Annotated in this window: 23 protein-coding genes, 3 tRNA genes and 2 rRNA genes; 13 read left to right on the top strand and 15 right to left on the bottom strand. The window is 49.1% G+C overall.

The window, feature by feature from the left end; translation table 11 throughout:
* Positions 1-92: 92 nt before the first annotated feature.
* The 3 genes from BZG77_RS12795 to BZG77_RS12785 all read left to right on the top strand — a co-directional run bounded on the left by BZG77_RS12795 (position 93) and on the right by BZG77_RS12785 (position 2,505).
* On the top strand, positions 93-911 hold the full coding sequence (locus tag BZG77_RS12795; protein WP_077647518.1) for a nucleoside-specific channel-forming Tsx family protein: 819 nt from the start codon (positions 93-95) through the stop codon (positions 909-911).
* 101 nt (positions 912-1,012) lie between these two features.
* Complete coding sequence (locus BZG77_RS12790) at positions 1,013-1,903, top strand: ketopantoate reductase family protein (RefSeq protein ID WP_077647517.1); 891 nt, start codon at positions 1,013-1,015, stop codon at positions 1,901-1,903.
* Positions 1,900-2,505, top strand: coding sequence for a DJ-1 family glyoxalase III (locus BZG77_RS12785; protein WP_021024149.1), 606 nt, complete (start codon positions 1,900-1,902; stop codon positions 2,503-2,505). Before BZG77_RS12790 ends, BZG77_RS12785 begins: the two co-directional genes overlap by 4 nt.
* A gap of 66 nt (positions 2,506-2,571) precedes the next feature.
* Here the strand turns inward: BZG77_RS12785 and thiI are convergent, their stop codons facing one another.
* The 3 genes from thiI to pomA form a co-directional block, all read right to left on the bottom strand.
* On the bottom strand, positions 2,572-4,020 hold the full coding sequence (gene thiI, locus BZG77_RS12780; protein WP_077647516.1) for a tRNA uracil 4-sulfurtransferase ThiI: 1,449 nt from the start codon (positions 4,018-4,020) through the stop codon (positions 2,572-2,574).
* A 146-nt stretch (positions 4,021-4,166) separates the two neighbouring features.
* Entirely contained in the window at positions 4,167-5,108 is a 942-nt protein-coding gene (locus tag BZG77_RS12775; protein ID WP_077647515.1) for a flagellar motor protein MotB, read from the bottom strand.
* 46 nt (positions 5,109-5,154) lie between these two features.
* A complete protein-coding gene (gene pomA, locus BZG77_RS12770; protein ID WP_077647514.1) occupies positions 5,155-5,916 on the bottom strand; it encodes a flagellar motor protein PomA in 762 nt (253 codons plus the stop codon).
* Between the two features lie 220 nt (positions 5,917-6,136).
* Here pomA and xseB point away from each other — a divergent pair, with 220 nt between their 5' ends.
* From xseB to dxs, 3 genes are read left to right on the top strand one after another with little or no spacing between them, the layout of a single operon-like run.
* Positions 6,137-6,382 carry an exodeoxyribonuclease VII small subunit gene (gene xseB, locus BZG77_RS12765; RefSeq protein WP_077647513.1) on the top strand — a complete coding sequence of 82 codons (246 nt, stop codon included), beginning with the start codon at positions 6,137-6,139 and terminating at the stop codon, positions 6,380-6,382.
* Positions 6,375-7,274: a (2E,6E)-farnesyl diphosphate synthase gene (gene ispA / locus BZG77_RS12760; RefSeq protein WP_077647512.1), complete on the top strand. Its 900-nt coding sequence runs from the start codon at positions 6,375-6,377 to the stop codon at positions 7,272-7,274. The genes xseB and ispA overlap by 8 nt, the downstream gene beginning before the upstream one ends.
* 27 nt (positions 7,275-7,301) lie before the next feature.
* Positions 7,302-9,176 carry a 1-deoxy-D-xylulose-5-phosphate synthase gene (gene dxs, locus BZG77_RS12755; protein WP_077647511.1) on the top strand — a complete coding sequence of 625 codons (1,875 nt, stop codon included), beginning with the start codon at positions 7,302-7,304 and terminating at the stop codon, positions 9,174-9,176.
* A gap of 112 nt (positions 9,177-9,288) precedes the next feature.
* Here the strand turns inward: dxs and upp are convergent, their stop codons facing one another.
* Entirely contained in the window at positions 9,289-9,915 is a 627-nt protein-coding gene (gene upp / locus BZG77_RS12750) for a uracil phosphoribosyltransferase (RefSeq protein ID WP_021024156.1), read from the bottom strand.
* A 184-nt stretch (positions 9,916-10,099) separates the two neighbouring features.
* Between upp and purM the strand changes: the two genes are divergently transcribed.
* Both purM and purN read left to right on the top strand, forming a co-directional pair.
* Positions 10,100-11,143: a phosphoribosylformylglycinamidine cyclo-ligase gene (purM, locus tag BZG77_RS12745; RefSeq protein ID WP_077577244.1), complete on the top strand. Its 1,044-nt coding sequence runs from the start codon at positions 10,100-10,102 to the stop codon at positions 11,141-11,143.
* Complete coding sequence (gene purN, locus BZG77_RS12740) at positions 11,140-11,778, top strand: phosphoribosylglycinamide formyltransferase (RefSeq protein ID WP_077647510.1); 639 nt, start codon at positions 11,140-11,142, stop codon at positions 11,776-11,778. Before purM ends, purN begins: the two co-directional genes overlap by 4 nt.
* A 39-nt stretch (positions 11,779-11,817) precedes the next feature.
* Here the strand turns inward: purN and BZG77_RS12735 are convergent, their stop codons facing one another.
* Complete coding sequence (locus BZG77_RS12735; RefSeq protein ID WP_077647509.1) at positions 11,818-12,612, bottom strand: class II glutamine amidotransferase; 795 nt, start codon at positions 12,610-12,612, stop codon at positions 11,818-11,820.
* 21 nt (positions 12,613-12,633) lie between these two features.
* Positions 12,634-13,212, bottom strand: a complete 579-nt coding sequence (lpcA, locus tag BZG77_RS12730) for a D-sedoheptulose 7-phosphate isomerase (RefSeq protein WP_021024160.1) — start codon at positions 13,210-13,212, stop codon at positions 12,634-12,636.
* A gap of 303 nt (positions 13,213-13,515) precedes the next feature.
* Between lpcA and fadE the strand changes: the two genes are divergently transcribed.
* Complete coding sequence (gene fadE, locus BZG77_RS12725) at positions 13,516-15,960, top strand: acyl-CoA dehydrogenase FadE (protein WP_077647508.1); 2,445 nt, start codon at positions 13,516-13,518, stop codon at positions 15,958-15,960.
* A 92-nt stretch (positions 15,961-16,052) separates the two neighbouring features.
* Here the strand turns inward: fadE and BZG77_RS12720 are convergent, their stop codons facing one another.
* On the bottom strand, positions 16,053-17,372 hold the full coding sequence (locus BZG77_RS12720; protein WP_077647507.1) for a TIGR03503 family protein: 1,320 nt from the start codon (positions 17,370-17,372) through the stop codon (positions 16,053-16,055).
* Positions 17,373-17,380: 8 nt separating this feature from the next.
* Complete coding sequence (gene dnaQ / locus BZG77_RS12715; protein WP_077647506.1) at positions 17,381-18,103, bottom strand: DNA polymerase III subunit epsilon; 723 nt, start codon at positions 18,101-18,103, stop codon at positions 17,381-17,383.
* Positions 18,104-18,154: 51 nt separating this feature from the next.
* On the opposite strand from dnaQ, the gene rnhA reads away from it, so the two are divergent.
* Complete coding sequence (rnhA, locus tag BZG77_RS12710) at positions 18,155-18,622, top strand: ribonuclease HI (protein ID WP_077647505.1); 468 nt, start codon at positions 18,155-18,157, stop codon at positions 18,620-18,622.
* A 12-nt stretch (positions 18,623-18,634) separates the two neighbouring features.
* Here rnhA and BZG77_RS12705 read toward each other — a convergent pair whose 3' ends face one another.
* Positions 18,635-19,360, bottom strand: coding sequence for a class I SAM-dependent methyltransferase (locus BZG77_RS12705; RefSeq protein ID WP_077577247.1), 726 nt, complete (start codon positions 19,358-19,360; stop codon positions 18,635-18,637).
* A 32-nt stretch (positions 19,361-19,392) separates the two neighbouring features.
* Here BZG77_RS12705 and gloB point away from each other — a divergent pair, with 32 nt between their 5' ends.
* From gloB to BZG77_RS12690, 3 genes are all read left to right on the top strand, one after another.
* Positions 19,393-20,151 (top strand): hydroxyacylglutathione hydrolase, encoded by a 759-nt coding sequence (gene gloB, locus BZG77_RS12700; protein ID WP_077647504.1) that lies wholly within the window; start codon positions 19,393-19,395, stop codon positions 20,149-20,151.
* Between the two features lie 71 nt (positions 20,152-20,222).
* Entirely contained in the window at positions 20,223-21,803 is a 1,581-nt protein-coding gene (locus BZG77_RS12695) for a lytic transglycosylase (protein ID WP_108743992.1), read from the top strand.
* Positions 21,800-22,489: a YIP1 family protein gene (locus BZG77_RS12690; RefSeq protein WP_241844155.1), complete on the top strand. Its 690-nt coding sequence runs from the start codon at positions 21,800-21,802 to the stop codon at positions 22,487-22,489. Before BZG77_RS12695 ends, BZG77_RS12690 begins: the two co-directional genes overlap by 4 nt.
* Positions 22,490-22,531: 42 nt before the next feature.
* Here BZG77_RS12690 and BZG77_RS12685 read toward each other — a convergent pair whose 3' ends face one another.
* The 6 genes from BZG77_RS12685 to BZG77_RS12660 all read right to left on the bottom strand — a co-directional run.
* A complete protein-coding gene (locus BZG77_RS12685) occupies positions 22,532-23,374 on the bottom strand; it encodes an endonuclease/exonuclease/phosphatase family protein (protein ID WP_077647503.1) in 843 nt (280 codons plus the stop codon).
* 194 nt (positions 23,375-23,568) lie between these two features.
* Positions 23,569-23,645, bottom strand: a tRNA-Trp gene (locus tag BZG77_RS12680).
* Between the two features lie 8 nt (positions 23,646-23,653).
* A tRNA-Asp gene (locus tag BZG77_RS12675) sits at positions 23,654-23,730 on the bottom strand.
* Positions 23,731-23,991: 261 nt separating this feature from the next.
* Positions 23,992-24,068 (bottom strand) — tRNA-Asp (locus BZG77_RS12670).
* Between the two features lie 59 nt (positions 24,069-24,127).
* Positions 24,128-24,243: ribosomal RNA gene (gene rrf / locus BZG77_RS12665) — 5S ribosomal RNA — on the bottom strand.
* Between the two features lie 114 nt (positions 24,244-24,357).
* Positions 24,358-24,476 (bottom strand): 23S ribosomal RNA (locus tag BZG77_RS12660); the annotation flags it as partial.

The following is a 24,476-nucleotide window of genomic DNA, read 5'->3' as shown; positions in this document are numbered from 1 at the left end:
ATATATATTACATTCTTTATAGTGAACTTAATCAATATACTGCTCTTAACAAACGCGTACCGTGTAATTAACACCCAGCAGAGACAGTCACTATGAAAAAATCCCTACTCGCACTCGCCGTTATCGCAGCCAGCGGTGTATCCGTTGCTAACGCCGCCGATTACTCCGATGACATTTACAAAAATGATCACAAATGGCTTCAGTTTAATGCGATGTATGCCATCAACGAAAAGCCACAAAAGATTGGAGATGCTAAAGACCATAACTATCTCGAGATGGAGTTTGGCGGCCGTAAAGGCGTGGTCGATCTTTATGGTTACGTCGATATTTTTGACTTGGCAGAAAGCGACAGCAATAACAACAATAAGAAAGACAAACCCAAGTCTTTTATGAAATTAGCGCCCCGTTTCTCAATTGACGGCATCACCGGGCAAGACTTGTCGTTTGGCCCTGTACAAGAAGTCTACTTCTCGACCCTGTTTAACTGGGGCGGCGGCGATGGTGACACTAACAGCTCGTTCTGGGGTGTCGGTGCCGATGTTGAACTGCCTTGGTTTGGCAAAGTGGGCATGAACCTTTATGGCTTGTATGACATCAACAACAAAGACTGGAATGGCTATCAATTCTCCACCAACTGGTTTAAGCCTTTCCACTTCTTTGACAACGGCAGTTTCCTGTCTTACCAAGGTTATATCGATTACCAGTTTGGTGCCGATGACACTTTCAAAGGCGAAAGCCAAGCGACCCACGGTGGTGCGATGTTTAACGGCCTATACTGGCATTCAGATAACTACGCCCTCGGATATGGCCTCAAGGCTTACAATGACGTCTACCTGATTGAAGATAAGGGCCCGAAAGACCTTGAAAGCTCAGGCATTTCTCACTACCTCAGCGCCACCTACAAATTCTAACTGACTAGCGCGCCGGCCCTCGTCGGCGCGCTGCTTTCCTGCTTTGCCCTTCATCCTCTATGGTTATGATACACTAAGGTTTTAACCAAGCAGGCGATGTGATGAGGATTACCCTAATTGGTGCTGGCGCCATTGGCACATTATGGGCGGTGAAACTAACCCAAGCAGGACATAGCATTAATCTGGTCACGCGAGACCACGCAAGTGAACGCACCCTTTCTTTAGACGGCACATTGTTCACCTTGCCCGCCAACCAAACCGCTTTGATACAACAAAGCGATCTCTGGTTAGTCTGCACCAAAGCCTATGATATCCAAGCCGCACTGCTTCCCTATCTATCCTACTTACACCCAGAGACTCTGGTTGTACTTATGCACAATGGAATGGGACCACATCAATGGTTGGCAACACAGTTACCTGACGCTCAACCTCTGCTGCTTGCTACCACATCTCATGGTGTCTGTCGCACCCGTACCGGTGATTATCAGCACACCGGGCATGGACCAACCGCTATTGGGCCAGGTAATCAAGCCGGCCATGCCTGCACCTTTATTGCCGAGGTGTTTGATCATGCCCTTCCCACCGCGACGTGGAAGCGCGACATTTTTCAGTCACTTTGGTATAAACTGGCGATCAACAGCGTAATTAACCCACTGACCGCGGTGCATGGCATTCAAAATGGTGAGTTGCTCAAAGTTGACTACGATCCTATCATTCGCGAACTATGCCAAGAGTTAGCCAATGTGATGCGCGCTGAAGGCGTCCACACCTCTGTGACAGAGATCCGCCAACAGATTGATACCGTGGTAAAAGCAACCGCAAACAACTATTCATCCATGAATCGTGATGTCTTCTATCAACGTCCGACAGAGCTCGAATACATTACCGGCTATGTGTTGCAGCGCGCGGCCGAACACCACATATCGGCCCCGCATCATCACCAGCTCTATCAGGCGGTACAACAAGGTCAACGGCATAAGGAATCCTCATGAGTCAACAACGTCTCCTCATTTGTATGGCCCCCGGCAGCGAAGAAATAGAAGCAGTCACCGTGATTGACGTGATGCGACGAGCGGGGTTTGACGTGACTGTCGCCAGTGCGGCACCTGATGGGATGCTCACCCTCACCGGCTCTCGTGGGGTGGTGATCGTCTGTGACACCACACTCGCTGCGGTGGCCGATCAACCATTTGATTGCGTGGTTTTACCGGGTGGTATCGACGGCGCACAATGTTTAGGTGACAGCACGCTGGTAACAGAGATCATTAAGCAGCAGCAAAGCGATCAGGCTTGGGTCGCGGCGATTTGTGCGGCGCCGGCTTTAGTTCTGCAACGCCACCAGCTGTTCCCTCGATCGCATATGAGCTGCCATCCGAGTGTCAGTGAGCAGATCCCCGAGCAATGGCTCAGTCGGCGCCGAGTGATGACCGATTATGATCACCGTTTAATTACTAGTCAGGGACCCGGCTCAGCGATGGAGTTCGCGATTGAAATCGTGCATGTACTTGGCGGCAAAAAGCTGGCCTGGCAGGTCGCTGAGCCTATGATGCCGTTGCCTCAATTGCATTATGAGAAAAAATTCAGCGAAGGATAAATCGGTTCAGCGCCTAATCGCAAACAGGCAGCCGATTGGGCTGCCTGTTTTTTACGTTCACAATGATTAAACCCGATAGACTTTCACATTATCAAAGCCCATATCTTTGAGGTACAGGGCTTGCAGTCGGCTCATTACGCCACGTTCACAATAGAGCAAATAGGTTTTACTTTGGTCAAGATCACCGAACTGCGTCGCCAACTTAAAGAAGGGAATATGAGCGACGTTCGCACCTTCAACCTTAAGTGGTTTGTCTTCTTGCTCTTCGCGGCTGCGAATATCTAAAACGACGGAATCTTTTTCAACCTCGTTGACCCATTCCGCTTCTGGCGCTTTCTCTTTGCTTAGCGCTTCAATGGCACGGATATCCATGATCGTCGCCTGATCAACCGCTTGTTCTAACAAGCTAAAGTCAAACTTTGACTCCTCATGCTCTAACTTGGCTTTTTCCGCTTTGACCGTGGGCTTTTTCGAAATCACCCCACAGTACTCAGGCATGGTTTTGGCAAAATCTTCGGTGCCAATTTTGCGTGCAGTATCAATAATATCTTCTTTGTCCCAGTTGATCAGCGGGCGCAAAATCAGGCTATCAGTGACGTTATCAATCATGCGCAAGTTAGTGAGTGTTTGACTAGATACTTGACCCAAAGCCTCGCCGGTTACCAAGGCCTGAATACCGAAGCGCTCTGCAACCATGCTCGCCGCACGCACAAACATGCGTTTCAACACCACGCCCATCTGACCGTTATCAACGTTTTCGAGAATGCTATTAACCACCGGCTCGAAATCAATCGAAATAAACTTCACTTTGGCCGAGGAACCAAATTTATTCCAAAGATAGTGAGAAACCTGCTGCACACCCGTTTCATGAGATTTGCCGCCAAGATTAAAAAAGCAATAGTGAACCTTACTACCACGTTTTATATGTAGGTAACTCGACACCCCTGAGTCGAAGCCGCCCGATATCAAGCTCAGTACGTCTTCTTGCGTACCCAGCGGGAAGCCGCCTAAGCCGGTATGACGATACTTCACCAAGTTCAGCTTATCGTGGTCAACTTCCATCATCACGGTTACGTCAGGCTTTTTCAGCTGTACGCTTGCCGACGGAACAGCTTGGTTTAACCCACCGCCCACATAGCGTTCAAGCTCAATAGAACTAAAGTCATGCTTGCCGCGGCGTTTGGCTCGGACACAAAACGTTTTCCCTTCAATTTGATCACGCACCCCCTCTAAAGTGAGTGTATAAATATGATGCAAATCGTTAAACAGTGTCTGCTCTACCTCAAGCACAGTTTGGACGCCAGGCGTGTTAGTTAGCACATCCAGCACCAGCTGACACTCGTCCGGTTGTTTTAATGTCACCTCAATGTGATCCCGACGGTTATATACCGCCGTATTACCAGTCCGACGCTTTAGAATATTACGAATATTGCATTCGAGGATTTTAGTAAAACGCTTTCTGACTGACTCGCTTTTGACGATCACCTCAGGGTGAATTTTAACAATAAACTTCATAACCGGTTCGATACAGCTGGAAATAAAGCCGCGGATTATACAATAACCAAGGCGCCGCTGAAACCGGCTATTTTTGTGTCTATTAAACGGCAATAAGGCGACGCTCACGCATCGGAATCGATAAGTCGTGACCGTCGCAGAGGATGTTAAGGGATGGGATCAGCCACATCATCAGCAGAGATCTCGTCTGAAAAGCTTGGTTTCCCTTGCATCACAGCGATTTCTACACGCCGGTTGGCGGCCCGATTGTCAGCAGAGCTATTCGGTGCTCGTGGCTGGGTGTCGGCCAAGCCTTCTACCTTCATCCGCAAATGGTTAAAGCCGGGCACTTTTTCCATTTCCTGTGCCACTGAGACCGCACGCTGTGCGGAGATGTCCCAGTTAGATCGATATAGCTCAGACTCTAGCGGTGTGCTATCAGTATGGCCTGACACTTTAATTTCTCCAGGAACATCTTTTACCAGATGCGCAATTTGGCGCACCATGGGGCGGAACTTAGGCTGCAAAAACGCAGAATTGGGAGGAAACGCCCCCTTTTCTTGAACGCGGATAACCAGCTGCTGACCTAGATTTTCAACCTCGATAGCGCCTTCTTCTATCTCGCGCTGTAACGCCTGCATCAAGGCTTTTTGTAACTGCTCAAGTTGCTCTTGCATCCGTTGTTGTTCAAGCTGTGATGCAACCTGAGCACTCGATCCACCTTCTTTGTCAGCGGTTGTCCGCTGCGATCCGCCAGAGCGATCATCTTGCCCCTCTTGAAAGTCCAAGGTGCGCTGCGTCATGTCAATGGTTTGCTGCATGATCACTTCAATAGGCGTCGGCTCTGGGCGGCCAGGACGAAACTCTTGTGCAATCACACTGGTCCCTTTAGGAATATCTTTCACCTCAAGGACGTTTTGTACCCCAAACGCAAATTTCATCGAGCCAGCGATTTGCTTAAATTTGAGCACGTCCATTTCTGAAAAGGACAACAGAAGGACGAAAAAGCACATGAGCAGTGACATCAAGTCTGCAAACGTCGCCATCCAAGGCGGTAAGCCGGGAGGCGGGCATTTGCATTCCTCTTCTTCTTCTTGCTGTTGTACCATGAGGACTCCTTAAATCTCGCTATTTTTGATGTTCAACGCAGACGCTTTAATTATCGACATCCACTGCACGCTTGCCTTCATTGAGGTAATTTTTCAAAAAACCATCAATCACACGTGGGTTTTGACCATCTTGAATCGCGAGTAAGCCGTCCATAATAAGACGACGGTTTAACTTCTCTTGTTCTTTGCGTAGTGCGAGCTTGTTGGCAATCGGAGTCGCCACCATATTTGCCAGCATCGCCCCGTACATAGTCGTCAGCAAAGCCACTGCCATTGCCGGGCCGATGGCCTTAGGATCATCCATGTTAGAAAGCATGGCAACCAGACCAATCAAGGTCCCGATCATCCCCATTGCTGGGGCGACATCCGCTAACGCGTTATAAAAACCAATTCCGTGATCATGCCGCTCTTCCGTCAAGCTGATATCTTTCTTCAAGGTGGCACGGACCACATCCGCGTCATGGCCATCAACGAGCAAGTCGACACCTTTTTGCATAAACGAGTTATTCACTTCCATTTCTTCGAGGGCGAGAAACCCGCCTTTACGAGCAACATCCGCCATTTCGATAATCTTGGCAATCAAATCTTCCGGGTCATCAGACTTAAACATAAAAGCCTTACCCGCGATTTTAAAACTGCCAAAAAATTGCCCCATCGTGTATTTGGTTAAGACAACAAATAGACTGCCCCCGATGACGATCAACACAGATGGAACGTCAAAATACATGTTCATGGTGCCGCCCAGCAGCATCGCCATGACAACGAATGCGAACGAACCGAGGATGCCGATGAGCGTCGCTATATCCACGTCAGTCTCCCTTAACTACCACTAAGTCATTGTTGTTCATTTTCAGGGTATTGGTTATATCGGCAACCAATCCTTTAGGTTTAGCGTAAATCCGTCAATATCAATTAGAATAACATGCCATTTACCACTTGGGGTAAGAACACAAAATCGGCCTCTGCGGTTTGACCACTTTTCACCGCTGAGTTACCGTCTAGCCTTTCTTTTCTAATTTTATGGCATCATGGCTGTGAAGAAACCAGAAAATATGACCTTTGAGGACACGCTCAAAGAGTTAGACAGTATCGTTGGCGCGTTAGAGTCCGGCGAACTGCCGCTTGATGCGGCAATGAAACGCTTCGAGCGTGGTATCACCTTAACCCGTCAAGGGCAAAAAACCTTGGCGAACGCCGAGCAACGGGTCGAGATCTTGCTTTCGCAAGAAGACGATGGACCACTGACTGAGTTTTCCCCCCAAGACGATGACTAGTACTGTTGCAAAAGATACGCTGCGCGAGACGCAAACGCGAAGTAACCGACAACTTGAAACCTGGCTTTATACCCTAGACCATCAGGAACAACCTCTTATTCAAGCGATGCGCCATGGCTTGTTATTGGGAGGAAAACGGATTCGCCCGTTTTTAACCTATGCGACGGGGCAACTTTTCGGTATACCGCTTGCGCAGCTCGACACACCCGCAGTAGCCGTAGAATGTATTCATGCTTATTCATTAATCCATGACGATTTACCGGCGATGGACAACGACAGCTTGCGCCGTGGTCAGCCGACTTGTCATGTTGCATTCGATGAAGCGACGGCGATTCTCGCCGGTGATGCGCTACAAACACTGGCTTTTAGCGTGCTTGCTGAAGGTGAACTCAATCCAAATGCTCAACCGTACCGTATTGAAATGGTGAAAGTATTGGCCAATGCAAGCGGCGCATCCGGGATGTGCCTGGGTCAATCACTTGATTTAGCCGCAGAAGGCCGAGCCGTTGATTTATATGCCTTGAAGCAAATTCATCGTAATAAAACCGGTGCACTCATTAAAGCGGCGGTACGATTGGGGGCCTATGCGGCTGGGGATGCTGGGGTAAAACACCTCGGATCGTTAGACCGATTTGCGGATGCTATCGGGCTCGCATTCCAAGTTCAGGATGATATTTTGGATATCACCAGCGACACGCAAACGCTTGGAAAGCCTCAAGGTTCCGATGTGAATGCGGAAAAGAGCACCTACCCTGCTTTACTGGGGCTGGCTGGCGCGCAAGAAAAAGCGACGCAACTTTACCAAGAAGCACTACACGCCTTGGAGGCGATCCCCTACAATACCGAGCAACTGGAGGTTTTTGCCCGATATATCATCGAGCGCAACAACTAGCATGATTAATAAAAGCGTCGAACCATTATGACATTGGATATATCAAAATACCCAACCCTCGCGCTTGCTGATACGCCTGAAGAGTTACGCACCTTACCGCGTGACCACTTGCCTCAGTTGTGCGAGGAGTTACGTACCTATTTACTCAACACAGTGAGTCATTCCAGCGGCCATTTTGCCTCAGGGCTGGGAACGGTGGAACTCACTGTGGCGCTGCATTATGTCTATAATACGCCGTTCGACCATCTTGTTTGGGATGTAGGGCATCAAGCTTACCCCCATAAAATCTTAACCGGACGGCGGGAGCAGATGCCCACGATTCGGAAAAAAGATGGCCTTCACCCCTTCCCTTGGCGAGAAGAAAGCCCTTACGATGTGCTGTCAGTTGGGCATTCTTCGACCTCAATCAGCGCAGCACTCGGGATGGCTATCTGCGCGGAAAAAGAAGGGCAGAACCGGCGCGTAGTCAGTGTGATTGGCGACGGCGCCATCACCGCGGGGATGGCTTTTGAAGCCATGAATCACGCTGGGGATGTGAAGCCCGATATGTTGGTCGTACTGAATGACAATGAGATGTCTATCTCAGAAAATGTCGGCGCCTTGAATAATCATTTTGCGCAATTGCTTTCTGGCAATGTCTATACCAGCATTCGCGAAGGCGGCAAAAAAGTGCTTTCCGGCGCCCCCCCGATTAAAGAATTGGTACGTCGTGCGGAAGAACACCTCAAAGGCATGGTCGTGCCTGGCACCATGTTTGAAGAATTAGGCTTTAATTACATTGGTCCGATTGATGGGCACGATGTCGAAGAGCTGGTCAAAACCCTTAAAAATATGCGCCACCTAAAAGGTCCGCAATTTTTACATGTGATGACCAAAAAAGGCAAAGGTTACGCGCCGGCAGAAAACGATCCGATTGGCTATCATGCTGTCCCCAAGTTTGATCCGAGCGTGCATACGTTACCTAAGTCCAAGCCTTCCAGCCCTACTTTTTCCAATGTGTTTGGTGATTGGCTTTGTGATATGGCCGAACAAGATGACAAATTGTTAGCCATCACGCCAGCCATGAGAGAAGGATCTGGCATGGTCCGCTTTTCTAAGGCACACCCAGATAAATATTTTGATGTCGCTATCGCGGAACAACACTCGGTAACGCTTGCCGCGGGTATGGCGATTGGAACCTACCATCCGGTGGTCGCGATTTATTCGACCTTTCTACAACGCGCTTATGATCAGCTTATTCATGATGTCGCGATCATGAATCTTCCGGTGTTATTTGCGATTGATCGCGGTGGTATTGTCGGCGCCGATGGTCAAACTCACCAAGGTGCGTTTGATTTAAGTTACTTACGATGCATCCCAAATTTGGTTGTCATGACGCCCAGTGATGAAAACGAATGCCGTCAAATGCTGTATACCGGTCATATTCATGATGGTCCCGCCGCAGTGCGGTACCCTCGAGGTAGCGGGATGGGCGCTGTTATTGAAGATAAAATGCAAGCTATCCCCGTGGGGAAAGGCGTGGTCAAACGTCAAGGTGAACACATCGCCATTCTGAACTTTGGCACCTTACTGCCAAGCGTGTTGGACGCGGCAGACACACTCAACGCAACGGTTGTCGATATGCGCTTTGCTAAGCCGCTTGATCACACACTGATCGAGGAGATGGCAAAAGCCCATGACTGCTTGGTAACCGTGGAAGAGAATGCGGTAGCGGGCGGCGCTGGCTCTGGCGTCATTGAAACATTGATGGCGCAAGGCACGGTGAAACCCGTCCTGCAAATAGGCTTACCCGATCGCTTTATTTCGCAAGGCACACAACAAGAAATCCATGCCGATATCGAATTAGACAGCACCGGCATTGAAGCGCAAATCCGGCGCTACCTCGCTAAGCTAAGCTCCTGAAACTAAAAAAACCGCTAGTACTTAGCGGTTTTTTTGTTTTTCCAAACGATTAATTTGATGACTTGGCGTCTGGCTACTTGGTTTGTGACGACTTGGTCACTTAATGACCTAGTTACTTAGTGCCAAAAATCTTATCGCCAGCATCGCCCAAACCAGGAACAATATAGCCGTTATCATCTAACTTCTCATCAATGGCAGCAGTATAAAGCTCCACATCTGGGTGTGCTTTTTTCAGTGCTTCGATCCCTTCAGGCGCTGAGACCAAAACCAAAACCTTAATTTGCTGACAGCCCTGCTCTTTCAACAAATCGATCGTCGCAATCATAGAGCCACCGGTTGCTAACATCGGATCCACAACCAAGGCCATTCGCTCATCGATGTTGCTCGCCAGTTTATGAAAATAAGGCACAGGTTCAAGGGTTTCTTCGTCACGATAGACACCCACGACACTGATCCGCGCGCCAGGAACGTGCTCTAAGACACCATCCATCATACCGAGTCCAGCACGAAGGATAGGCACCACAGTCACTTTTTTACCTTTAATTTGGTCGACATCAACCGGGCCATCCCAGCCATCGATCGTCACTTTTTCTGTATCGAAGTCTGAGGTGGCTTCATAAGTCAACAAGCTACCTACTTCGGTGGCAAGCTCACGAAACCGCTTGGTGCTGATATCACGTTCACGCATCAAGCCGATTTTATGTTTGACTAACGGGTGCCTTACTTCCACGACCTTCATCTTAGACTCCTTACAAAAAACAAATTCTCGATAGTATACATGAAAGTAATTTGCTAGCGTAGAGATAGCGCTTGATATATCGATTAGAACCTCACCAAACTGCTCACGCAAACGTTTTCCTTTCACTGAATGCGCTGATAGAATAGCGTCGACTTTTGATTTCCAACTCCGGCGAGGAACTGCAGTGAGCGGTAAACAATCATCTCTTAGCTATAAAGATGCAGGTGTCGACATTGATGCCGGCAACGCACTGGTCGATCGTATTAAAGGTGTGGTGAAACAAACACATCGCCCTGAAGTGATGGGAGGACTAGGCGGTTTTGGTGCACTTTGTTCATTGCCAACCAAATACAAAGAGCCCGTACTGGTGTCTGGTACGGATGGCGTTGGAACCAAGCTACGCCTTGCATTGGACGCGAATAAACATGACACAATTGGCATCGATTTGGTGGCGATGTGTGTCAACGATCTGATTGTGCAAGGCGCAGAGCCGTTATTTTTTCTTGATTACTATGCCACAGGAAAGCTCGACGTCGACGTCGCTGCCAATGTCGTGACCGGAATCGCACACGGCTGCCAACAAGCCGGCTGTGCTTTGATCGGCGGCGAAACCGCTGAAATGCCGGGAATGTATAGTGGCGACGATTATGATGTCGCTGGCTTTTGTGTCGGGGTGGCGGAAAAGTCGGCGCTGATTGATGGCAGCAATGTCGGCGATGGCGACGCACTGATTGGCCTTGCGTCCAGTGGTCCGCACTCAAACGGTTATTCCCTGATCCGTAAAATCCTCGATGTGAGCCAAGCGGATCTCAGCACACCATTGGCCGGTCAACCGCTTATCGAACATTTGTTGGCACCGACCCGTATTTACGTCAAATCTGTCTTGGCGCTGCAGGAGCAAACCTCAATCCACGCGGTGTCGCATATCACAGGTGGCGGTTTTTGGGAGAACATTCCCCGCGTATTACCTGCAGGGACAAAAGCAGTGATCGACAATAACAGCTGGCAGTGGCCTGCAATTTTTGACTGGCTGCAAGAAAAAGGCAATGTCAGCGATTACGAAATGCTACGTACGTTTAACTGTGGTGTTGGCTTGGTCATTGCGCTACCACAAACCGAAGCAGAGAAAGCAATAGCGTTACTCAATGAAGCAGGAGAAACCGCTTGGCAACTGGGTCATATTGCCCATGCAAACGCTAATGAAGCGCAAGTGGAGCTCACAGAATGAGACGCATTGTTGTGTTAATTTCTGGTAGTGGCTCAAACCTGCAAGCGCTCATTGATCAGTTTCATCAGGGGCATCAGGCACGCATCGTTGCTGTTATCGCCAATAAAGCAAACGTGTATGGCCTAACACGTGCCGAGCAAGCCGATATTCCCGCTCAGGTCGTTGCTAATACAGCATATGCCAGCCGCGAAGACTATGACGCGGCTTTGGTTCGGGCTATCGATGTTCATCAACCCGACTTAGTGGTATTGGCTGGCTTTATGCGTATTTTAACCCCAGGTTTTGTCAGCCATTACGCAGGGCGGATGCTGAATATTCACCCATCACTGCTCCCTAAATACACGGGATTACATACCCACCAGCGCGCGATTGATGCTGGCGACAAAGAGCATGGGACGTCGGTACATTTTGTCACAGAAGAACTTGATGGTGGGCCTGTGATATTACAAGCTCGCGTCCCTATCTTTGCCAATGATGAGATTGATTCCGTCGCCGCCCGTGTTCAACAACAAGAACACCGAATCTATCCATTAGTGGTTAAATGGTTTATTGATGGACGGCTTAAAATGGAAGCTGGGAAAGCTTGGTTGGACAATCAGCCACTCGGTCCTTCAGGCCATGCAGCTGACGATTGACCGGCATTGCGATGAACAGGCGCCTCGGCGCCTGTTCGATCATGATGTGGCGACGCTCGCTTGGTTCGAGCAATAGACCTCGCCAAAGTGGAACACGCAGTACTCCCCTTCTTGCATCTTATGCCAGCTCTCATTATTGGTCAGCGGCTGCGTCGCAATCACTGAAACAATATCATCCGGCGTTGTCTGCTCGTGAAAATCAACTGTCATTTCTTGATCGATCAAACTCGCTCGACCAAATGGCGCACGACGTGTAATCCAATGCAGATTATTGGTGCAATACGCCATCACATAATCGCCATCGCTAAACAGCATGTTATATACGCCAAGCGCGCGCAATCGGTCACAGCGTGAAGCAATAAAATCAAACACCTCACACATGTTGTCCGGTTGCTTTGGATAATGCTTAAACAGCTCGTTTAACAACCAACAAAAGGCCTTTTCACTATCGGTCTCTCCCACGGGTTTGAAATGTCCCGTCTCGAGACTTTCAAACCCAGAGAGTTGGCCATTATGGGCAAAGGTCCAATGGCGTCCCCAAATTTCTCGCGTAAAAGGATGTGTGTTTTCCAAGCTCACGCAGCCTCGGTTCGCTTGACGAATATGACTAACGACCGAACAGCTTTTGATCGGATAACTGGTTACAAGCTCCGCGACTTTAGATTGACTGCTGGGGGCCGGATCTTTAAAGGTACGAAATCCTTTACCCTCATAAAAAGTAATCCCCCAACCATCACGATGCGGACCTGTTTTTCCGCCCCGTTGAATTAAGCCGGTAAAACTAAAACAAATATCCGTAGGGACGTTGGCACTCATGCCAAGCAACTCACACATTCTTTCGTCTACCTCTGCGAATTATGCTGCCATTTCCTTTTCCACCAATTGGATCAGAATATGGATAATTTTGATATGAACTTCTTGAATGCGATCAGCATAACCAAAGTGTGGAACCCGAATTTCGATGTCCGCTAGCCCGGCCATTTTGCCGCCATCTTTTCCCGTGAGCATGATTGTTTTCATGCCCTTTTTCTGAGCCGCTTCCATCGCGTTTAAGATGTTCCCTGAATTCCCCGAGGTCGATAGGCCAAATAGAACGTCCCCCTTCATACCCACGGCTTCAACATAACGGGAGAAAACATACTCGTAGCCAAAGTCGTTGGAGACACAGGAAATATGACTCGGATCGGAAATGGCAATCGCCGGGTAGCCTGGACGGTTTTCGCGGTAACGCCCGGTGAGTTCTTCAGCAAAATGCATCGCATCACAATGTGAGCCACCATTACCACAAGACAACACCTTGCCGCTGGCCTTAAAACTATCAGCAAGGAGTGTCGCCGCTTTTTCAATCTGCTGGATGTTATTGTCATCACTCAAAAATGCGGTTAACACATCGGCTGCTTCTGAAAGCTCACCGCGAATAAGATCTTGGTACATGGCACCTTCCCACTGTTAACAAATATCACGCCCGTTAGGCATCAGTCAGTTCAACTATCAGTGTACCCGTATCGTTTTAGGGCTGTCGACTACCGTTATCATCCAGCAAGCGAGCTCGGTCACGTTTGCTTGAATGGCAACCTATCTTTCCATTTGTGCAATAACTGCAGTGAAGATTTTCTGACCTTGCAGGCCAGGTCACACCGTATGATTTTACAATTATTTAATTTTTTGGTTACATTGAGTGGTACGACCTCTTACCACGACGCGTAAGAGCTTAATTAAACCGAAGGAGATGACGTGATGGCAACAGGGTTATATATCGTCGCCATGCTAATACTGGCCGGCGTACTCGCATACCATCGTGCTAAGTTGCTGGTATCGACTGTCTTACTGGCAGCCGGATTAGTTGTAGGGACAGTCATAGGGAGTGTGGGGCAAATTACTTGGTTAATTTTTGCCGTCATTGCGCTACCACTAAATATGGTGACATTTCGTCGCAATTGGCTGAGTAAGCCTGCATTTAAAGCCTTTAAATCCGTGATGCCAGAAATGTCAGCAACGGAGAAAGAAGCGATCGACGCAGGCACCGTCTGGTGGGAAGCCGATTTATTCCGTGGCGCCCCGGATTGGAACAAATTGCATGATATTCCGGCCCCCACACTTAGCGCTGAAGAACAAGCCTTCCTCGATGGACCTGTCAATGAGGTCTGTCGCATGGTTGATGACTACCAGGTCACGCACGAGCTTGCCGATCTTCCCGAAGAGGTGTGGCAGTATCTGAAGGACAATAAGTTCTTCGCCATGATCATCAAAAAACAATATGGTGGCCTAGAGTTTTCCGCATATGCACAGTCTTTAGTACTGCAAAAACTGTCGGGGGTTTCTGGTGTACTGTCGTCAACCGTGGGTGTTCCTAACTCGCTCGGCCCTGGTGAACTACTTCAGCATTATGGTACCGAGGATCAGAAAGACCACTACCTCCCTCGCCTTGCCCAGGGTAAGGAGATCCCTTGTTTTGCATTGACCAGTCCAGAAGCCGGTTCGGATGCGGGCTCTATTCCAGACTACGGCGTAGTGACCAAAGGCGTTTGGAACGGTGAAGAAGTCCTGGGAATGAAAATCACCTGGAACAAACGCTATATCACGCTTGCACCGGTAGCGACTGTCTTAGGCTTGGCATTTAAGCTACGCGACCCCGATCATCTACTCGGTGATCAAGATGATCTCGGCATCACTTGCGCATTGATCCCAACCGATATGAAAGGTGTGCAAATTGGTCGCCGCCATTTCCCATTGAACGTGCCTTTCCAAAATGGCCCGACTCAAGGTAACGACGTCTTTGTTCCGATGGACTTTATTATTGGCGGGCAAAAAATGGCCGGTCAAGGCTGGCGCATGTTGATGGAGTGCTTGTCTATTGGTCGCGGTATCACGCTGCCTTCAAATACCACAGGTGGGCTTAAATCGGCTGCACTTGCAACCGGCGCTTACGCACGTATTCGTCGTCAGTTCAAATTGCCAATTGGCAAAATGGAAGGGATCGAAGAGCCGCTGGCTCGCATCGCGGGTAATGCCTATGTTATGGATGCCGCGAGTGCGTTGACCGTGACAGGTATTGATGCAGGCGAAAAACCTTCTGTTATCTCGGCAATCGTCAAATATCACTGTACCCACCGTAGCCAGCAGAGCGTCATTGATGCGATGGATGTTATTGGTGGTAAAGGCATCTGTTTAGGGCCGAAAAACTATTTGGGCCGGAATTACCAGGGCTCACCGATTGCTATCACCGTGGAGGGTGCGAATATTCTGACCCGCTCAATGATTATCTTTGGCCAGGGGGCGATTCGTTGTCACCCATTTGTCTTAGATGAGATTCGTGCGAGCGAGAATAGCGATCAGCAAGCGGCACTTGCAGCATTTGACAAAGCACTGTTCGGTCACGTCGGCTTTGTATTTAGCAATGTTGCTCGCACCCTTTGGCTTGGTTTAACCGATGGACGTTTCTCGAAAGCACCACGCAAAGACGCGACACGTCGTTACTACCAGCAGATGAATCGCTACAGCTCTGCGCTGGCACTACTTGCTGATGTCTCTATGGCGGTATTGGGCGGTAACCTGAAACGTAAAGAGCGCTTATCGGCGCGCTTGGGGGATGTGCTTAGCCAGCTCTACTTAGCATCCGCGACCATGAAGCGCTACGCTGACGAAGGCTACCAGACCGAGGATCTCCCTTTGGTTCATTGGGGCATGCAAGACGCGATGTACCAAACAGAGCAAGCATTGGATGGTTTCCTCGCAAACTTCCCGAATCGTGTGATTGCCGGGTTAGTAAGAGCCTTGGTGTTCCCTCTTGGTAGAGGACGCCGCCAGCCGGGTGATCGTCTGGATGGTAAATTGGCAGTGATTTTACAATCACCTAGTGCGACGCGTGACCGGATTGGTCGTGGTCAATTCTTTGAGCCAGGCAATGCGATCGGCAATATCGAGAAAGCGTTGCATGACATCCTCAAGGCTGAGCCTATCCATAAGAAGGTCTGTGATGGTCTTGGCGAGAAGTTGCCGTTCATGTTCCTGGATCAAGTAGCCGATAAAGGGTTACACGCTGGCGTCATTTCCGAGCAAGAAGCCGACTTGCTGCGAGAAGCCGAGCAAGGTCGACTCGAAACGATCAATGTCGACGACTTTGATCCTGCAGAGTTACCTGCCGCGTCAGTCAAAGAAAACAAGATGCATAATGCGGCATAACCGCACTGTATTTTGAGCGCACCACTAAAAGAGAGGGATTTCCCTCTCTTTTTTTATCATTAACCACGGCTAAATTTTATCATTCGCCACGGTTAAACATTTTTATTCGATCCATCGATATCCAGCTCATCCGTCTCTTCACTTGCCTCATTTGACTCCGCGTCTTTATCTGGTGGCGGAGCTTCAAGCTCTTGCGCGGCTTTAGCTAATTTTCGTGCTTTACGCTTTTTCAGCACAAACCAGGTTGCGGCGCCAATCAAGATAACAAGTAAATTACCTAAGCCAATAATAATGAGAGACGTTGTACGTGCTTCAGCCTGCTCTCTTTCTCGTCTCCGTGCCTCGGCGGCCTCCATCATTGCCTGCTCACGCGCTTCGCGCTCTGCTTCAGCTTGTTCTAGCGCTGCGTAATCTGTAACAGCAAAAGTTTGCTCTGGTAAGGGGAAAACCAGGGAGCGCCCCGACAATTGGTCTGTCGCATATAGTGTTGAGCGCCATTTATATTGCCCAGGCGTACTCGCATAGGGAATATCGAGCGAGAGTGTCTCTGACTTTTCCTCACTATTTTTTTGATAAACCGTTGTCTTGCCTTCGGTATCAGTAAACTTGGCATGAACAGACACGCTGCCGGGTTCAATGCTAGCTTGTTCCATTTGGATAGTTAACTGATGCGGCTCATCATCTATTTGGCTTTGCTTAAAAGTCGCCATAAGTGGCGTCGGATAAACGAGGACTTCTTGCTCAAGGGTACGAAAGAAGATCCCATTTCCCGATGTCACGCGCGCTCGATACTTACCTGGCATCACATCAATAGGGAGCGAGACAGTAAAAACCCCATCATTAGGCGCTTCATCCAGCCCTGTTCCATCATCACTAAACTGGCCGAGCGATTTTGGCTGAGGACGTTGGTCAGGGTTAAGCGAGGCAGGATCGTCAACAAACTCAGAAAAACTAACGGTGAGATCCACACGCCGAATAAAGTCTCGCAGATTAAGGGGGTCATCACCTAACATTAATCGTGCGGTGAATTTAATCGCTTCACCTTGATAAAGCCGACTGGGCAAATCTTCTACTTTCATGCGTAAGTCGCTCAGTACTTTCACTTTGTTATCAGGGCTAACGCGACCAATGGCTTGCCACGGCCCGGGCATCGGATCGCTAATCGATACAATGTCCATATCAGCCTCTTGATGCCAAGAGACATTATCGGGATGCCGCCATGCATAATATTTGCTTCCGTCAGGCCGAACCAAGACCACGGGCATGCTGGGTTTTTCTCGATAAATGACAAACGCAGCACGCTCAATCGTGGGGTCAACGCGAAAGCGGTTTTCCAGCAGCCGGATTTCTTGCTCGTTGGCGTGTGCCAATAAAGGGAAACAAAAACAAACTGCCCACCACCGCTTTCTCATGCCTGCTCCTACTGCCGCCAAAGACAGCTGCCGTTTTGTTCAATAAAGTCTAACCGCGCTTCATGCGCACTCATTTCATCGGCCGATGCAGGGATGATCTTTAGCGATTTCTGACGCTTAACCGTTCTCGGCGCCATTGGGCTTGCATTATCAGTGTCGGTCCCTGCATTAAAGGATAAATCTGTTTGTCCACCCGTCATTAACAGATAGACGTCAGCTAGTATCTCCGCATCCAGTAAAGCCCCGTGTAATGTGCGCCTTGAGTTATCAATGCCATAGCGATCACACAATACATCCAAGTTATTACGTTTGCCTGGGAAGATTTTCTTCGCCATTGCCAAGGTATCTGTGATTGTGCAAATCTCATTGGTTCGCACCGATACCCCGAGGTTTTTAAACTCATGGTCCATAAACCCCACATCAAAGGGCGCATTATGAGCAATCAACTCAGCACCTTGAATAAAGTCGACGAAGGCCTGATGCACGTGCGTATAGGCAGGCTTATCTGCTAAAAATGCATCAGTAATACCATGCACTGAAATCGCTTCAGGGTCGATCGCGCGCGTGGGTTTGATATAGGCATGAAAGTGCCGACCGGTGAGTTTGCGATTGATAATCTCAACGGCACCGATTTCTATAATATTGTGACCTCGGTAGTGAGGCCCACCTTCGCGGTTCATACCTGTGGTTTCGGTATCTAACACGATGAGACGATCGTAATTCGCTTTCATGGCAATAACTGTGTCAAACTTGGCTCAGATGAATAGCCTATAGTATCAAAGATGACCAAGCAGGTAGAAATTTTCACAGATGGTTCATGCCTCGGTAACCCAGGTCCTGGGGGGTATGGTGTGGTAATGCGCTATAAACAGCATGAAAAAACGCTAAGTGCTGGGTTTACCCTCACCACCAACAACCGCATGGAGTTGATGGCCGCGATTGTCGGGTTACAAGCGTTAAAAGGTTCCTGCGAAGTGGTTTTGACCACGGACAGCCAATACGTTCGCCAAGGAATTACCCAGTGGATCCATAACTGGAAAAAGCGCCAGTGGAAAACGGCGGATAAGAAGCCAGTTAAAAATGCCGACCTTTGGCAGCAATTAGATCAGGTGGCAGCCAACCACCAGATCACGTGGAACTGGGTAAAAGGCCACGCCGGTCACCCTGAAAATGAACGTTGTGATGAGCTCGCGCGTCAAGCCGCTAACCAACCAACCGAAACGGACGAAGGCTATCAGCCTCCCGCATAAAAACATGGTGCGCTAACCGCCGTTAGGTACAACTCCCCCTAGCGGCGATACCGCTTGCTTTAGTTTCCAACGGGGCTTAATCGGTTTAAGTGGATAACTGCGTTTGCGCGCCATAATAAGATAAATAGATCCTAACGCGGGCGTTATCATACTGGCGCTACTTTCAACCCACGCATGGCGAGCGTTGGGGCGTTGTGTTGGCCATAGACCCATTTGATGGGCGGTAATGATTTCATAGTTCATAACACTTAACCAATCTTTGACGCGCAGCGGTGAAAACATTCGTCCTCCCCAAGGTAGGCGCTGATGTCGACCTCTAATCAGCTTTTTTATCCCCAGTAGACTGGTTGGATTAACGCCAGAAAGAATCAAACAACCATCGTCAATCATCACGCGATCGACCTCTCTTAGTAATCGGTGCGGGTCGTCGCTATAATCAAGTTGGTGTGCGAGTAAACAGACATCAAAGGACTTTTGGATAAACGGTAAGGCATAGTGGGCAGCCGTGAGGTTACGCATCGGGTTGTGTTTATCGACACAGACTTGGTGTTGAATGTTACACTGTTCACTGACTAGCTCGCAGCTTAATCCACCTAATTTAAGCAAATGATAGCCGAATAAAGTAGGCAGACACTCATCCAGCCGGGTTTGCAATTGGGTGCGCGCCCAATCACCGTAGGCAATCTGGTCCCATGTATAGGGATAGTCAAACTGATGTTCAATGCGCGCTGGTTTCATTATTAAGGCTCATTCTATCGCTGGAGAACCCAATGCTTCACGTCAAAAGCATACCTGCATTTAACGATAATTACATATGGTTCATTATTAGTGAAGATAATCGATGCGCCGTGGTCGATCCCGGTGAAGCAAGTCAGGTTATTGACTATCTCAAAGCAAATACGTTGACACTGTCTTGCATTCTTATCACACATCACCACTGGGATCATACGAATGGTATTGAGGAGCTTGTCCGTTTCGCTCCCAGCGCCCACGTTATCGGACCGGAGATCAAACCTATCCCGCGCTTAAGTATGGCAGTAGGCGATGGCGATCAGATTGATGTTTTCGATCATCGATTTTTAGTGGTCGGTGTTGAAGGACATACCGATGATCACATCGCTTTTGTTGGCGATGGGAAGCTGTTTTGTGGTGATGCGCTATTCTCTGCTGGCTGTGGCCGCTTGCTTGGGGGCACCGCAGCACAAGCGCTAAATTCGCTTAAGAAGCTAGCCTCCTTGCCGATTGAAACAGAGGTCTATTGCGCCCACGAGTATACCGCAGCCAATGTTGCCTTCGCACTCACTGTCGAACCTGAAAACGATGATCTCCATTTGTATCGCGAAGAAGTGAACCGCTTACGCGCTCAGGAAAAACAAACACTACCGAGCACCATTGGACGCGAAAAACGTATCAATCCGTTTTTGCGCATTCATGAGCCAAGCGTGATTCAAGCGGTCAGCGGGCGTGCGCAAGATAATACTGAATTAGAAGTTTTCCGCGCCTTACGTCAGTGGAAGGACGAATTTTGAGCTGAGTCTCTTGTCATCAGTGAGACCAGCCCCTATCATCATCGGCTATTTTGGACGAAGGTTTTTATGCCATGAAGTACCGTTTAGTTTTATTGAGCACACTGTTGCTGAGCGGCTGTCAGTCAACGGGTGACGCTCAAGACACGGATAATATCGCCCACAAAGCGCCTCCTATTGCGGGCCAGAAGGCTTCATCTGCGCCCACAGAGACCGCAGCAACACCAGAGAAAGCGGCACCTAACCAACCCACGGTACTCTCACCGCAAAAACAAGAGGATGTTTGGCAGCGGATCAGTATGCAACTCTCCTTGCCTGTCCCAAATAATGCATCGGTGAGGCGGTATCGAAATTGGTATTTAAACTACCCTAATCACCTCGCAACCGTGACTGAGCGCGCGACGCCCTTTTTACACCTTATTGTTGAAAAAGTAGAAGCTCGTAATATGCCACTCGAGCTGGCACTGCTGCCTGTTGTTGAAAGCTCGTTTGATCAGTTTGCCTATTCTCATGGTAGAGCAGCGGGCTTATGGCAGTTTGTTCCTGCTACGGGGCGACGCTTTGGCTTAGAACAAAACTGGTGGTATGACGGCCGACGTGATGTGGCCCAATCAACCGATGCCGCACTTGATTACCTCGAGTACTTGCACGACATGTTTGATGGCAACTGGTTACACGCAATCGCGGCGTACAATTCCGGCGAAGGGCGCGTATCAAGAGCGATCCGACGTAACGAGCAGCGCGGAAAACCGACCGATTTCTGGCACCTTGATCTTCCTAAAGAGACCAGCAGTTATGTGCCCAAACTCATCGCACTGGGTGACGTGCTGCGCAATAAAAACAAATACGGTTTAGATCTCCCTGAAATCCCTAACCAGCCAGTGTTAACCATGGTCGATCCGGGTATGCAAATGGATCTCGCGTTAGCAGCTAACTATGCGGGTTTGACTGTGTCAGAACTGCAAAGCCTTAATCCAGCCTATAACCACTGGGCAACGTCTCCATCGGGCCCAACTCACCTTTTACTGCCGAATGATAAGGTGGCGCGCTTCAATACCGAGCTCGCGAAAAATAAGAATCAGGGACTTCGTGTCGAACGCTATGCGGTTAAGTCGGGCGATAGCCTAAGTGAGATAGCAGACCAGTATAATACCACGGTAAAAGTACTCAAACGCGCGAATCAGTTACGCTCATCACGCATTCGTGTGGGTCAACGCTTAATGATCCCGGTATCGCTCAAAGATGAGTCTCAATACACGCTAAGTGCTCCTCAACGGTTGGCCGCCTTGCAGACTGCCGAGCGTGATGGTTATAAGCGTACTCACACAGTACGTCAGGGAGATAGTTTTTGGACGATTGCGCGTCGTTATGACGTGGATTATCGCCAACTCGCGAAGTGGAACGGCATGAGTCCTCGCGACACTTTAAGCATTGGTCAACAGCTCGTTGTGTGGGATAAAGAAAACAATGCGCAACGTATTCGCACAATCACCTACCGTATTCGCCAAGGTGATTCACTGAGCACGATTGCACATCGATATAAGGTATCCGTGTCAGATTTAATCAAATGGAACCAACTGCGCCAGAACGCATATATCCAACCGGGAGAACAGTTGACGCTTCATATTGATATTTCACGGAGTAGTGGCTCATGATGCAAGCCTCAACCAATCCATTTTATGCCTTACGTGACACCGTACTCCGACCAAGTGCGTGTTTCGCCGCACTAAGTCAACGACCAGCGTGGGGCTGGGTTGCTTATTTACTAATGTGCTTGAGCGCGATTGCGTTTTGGAGTGCTTATTTTGATCACACGGATGTATCAACCCTTCAGCAAGCACTGGCTCAACAGCTATCCATGCCTCAAGCAGAAGCGGAAAAGTGGTTACAACGAGAAACTCTCTTAGCCTCTGAAGTATTGGGAGATTGGTTTGGTCGTGCCGCGGTGATTTTTGCCCTAGCCCTTTGGTTCCGGTTATCCACCAAGCAAGAGGCGCCGAACTTTGGCTATCGTCACTGGTTAGCGGCATCCTGCTTTATTTTCCTGCCGGCAGTCATTGGTGATTTAGCAAGCTATACCAATATGACACTCGCACCGAGCTTTATCCTTCCAGCTCATGCTGATCTCAATAGTCTGAATGGCCTGCTCAAGCTACCGCTAACATCACCCTGGACAGCCTGGGCAGCCAGTTTACCCTTGCTCCTACCATGGTACTGGGTCCTCAGTATTACCGCTATTGGTACCTGGACACCATTAAATCAAGGTAAAGCCATTGTTGTCGCCACTTTCCCCTGGGTAGCTGTTTTCGGTGGCTGGGCGATCATCATTGCTGTGAGTTAATCCATTACGGCTGTGGGTTAATGCATCACACGCGACGAGCGCTCACCCTAGCACCTTAAGTTGTGCCTCCATCGCCGCATGATCGGAGGCACCATTATCAATCGCACTGGCCTGCTCCACAGTCAATCCGCGATAGAATATATGATCCAAAGGCAGCCCAAACTTAGTCGTCCGCTGGTCCGGTTGAAAATGCATTTCTTGTAAAGACAAACGCGACACCATTGCTCTGACTGCTTCTAATCGCCGTTGCGACCACGTATTAAAATCCCCAGCCAAGATAATCGGTCCATCAACACGTAACAAGGCTTGCTCAAGCGCTGCCAATTGCTTTTTATAGGCCGCCATCGCGTAAGTGAAGTTAATGCTATGAATATTGACCACAGCCAGTCGCTGACCATTGGAAAGCTGATACTCACTGTACAGCGCACTTTTGGGCAAGCGTAAATAGGGCTCTACCGCTGTATAAGCGCAACTATGGAGAGGATTAACCTGAGAAAGGTTCATGACCCCAGCGACCGCATCTTGCATCGCAAACGCATAGGCTTGATCATAATGAAGTGATGACTGTGTAATCCAGCGCGCGAGTTGAGGGTCAAAACTCGCTTCCTGTAATAGCATAAGACGATGCGGATCTCGATACTGCGTCAATGCTGTATCCCATTGTGGGCGCTGCTGTTTGTAAATGTTCCAAACCAGCAAAGAGAAGTAGCCTTGTTCATCCAGCGGTAATGAATGGGTATAATCAACACATTGGCGATAAATACCAGAGACAGTGTGTAACTGTGACCCATCGGGGACAGTAAAGTAACCATTGACACCCACTATGGCCGTTGGGACTAAAATGGCGCTTCCCCAGGCCACTACCTTGCCAATACGTCGTTTCATTACTTAATTACCACCATAAAGCTCACCACTGAAAGTATAGGTTGCCCCTACATCGGGCGCCGATTTTGCGATCGTTAATGCCTAAATACAAGTGATAAACACACCTTATCACTTGCCGCACACTTGATGTCAGAGAGAGGATAGAAAAGCACCGACAAAAAAAAAGCACCGACTTTGCGTCGGTGCTTTTTAGGTGGCAGGGGTAGAGGGATTCGAACCCCCAACACGCGGATTTGGAATCCGCTGCTCTGCCAGTTGGAGCTATACCCCTATAAGTAGTGGCGGAGCGGACGGGACTCGAACCCGCGACCCCCGGCGTGACAGGCCGGTATTCTAACCAACTGAACTACCACTCCGCACCAATTCTGTATGACTAAAGGCTTATATCTCTTTGCTTTAATCAATTGTAATTAGAGCCTGGCGATGTCCTACTCTCACATGGGGAGACCCCACACTACCATCGGCGCTGCTTCGTTTCACTACTGANATTGTAGCGATCTCGCGACAAATTACCACCATCAATTACTAGTCAAACGTTTAATCGCTTATTTATAAAGCGATTTGTCTGGTCGTCCAATACAAAAAAACCCAGCTTTTCAGCTAGGGTTTCTAAGTAGTGGCGGAGTGGACGGGACTCGAACCCGCGACCCCCGGCGTGACAGGCCGGTATTCTAACCAACTGAACTACCACTCCGCACCAATTCTGTATGACTAAAGGCTTATATCTCTTTGCTTTAATCAATTGTAATTAGAGCCTGGCGATGTCCTACTCTCACATGGGGAGACCCCACACTACCATCGGCGCTGCTTCGTTTCACTACTGAGTTCGGCATGGAGTCAGGTGGGTCCAAAGCGCTATGGTCGCCAAGCAAAATTKGGTGTGTCTTCACTTTTCAGTCAAAACACRWATCTAGAAAGCTGTTCGTTCTCGCCACAATCAACTGGCTTATTTCGAGTCCAACCCAAAACCTCTTGGGTGTTGTATGGTTAAGCCGCACGGGCAATTAGTACAGGTTAGCTCAACGCCTCACAGCGCTTACACACCCTGCCTATCAACGTCGTAGTCTACGACAACCCTTTAGAGAGCTCGAAGCTCTAGGGA

The organism is Salinivibrio sp. IB643 (assembly GCF_001996105.1).
GTDB classification, from domain to species: domain Bacteria; phylum Pseudomonadota; class Gammaproteobacteria; order Enterobacterales; family Vibrionaceae; genus Salinivibrio; species Salinivibrio costicola.
This window is presented reverse-complemented; position numbering and strand designations above follow the sequence as displayed.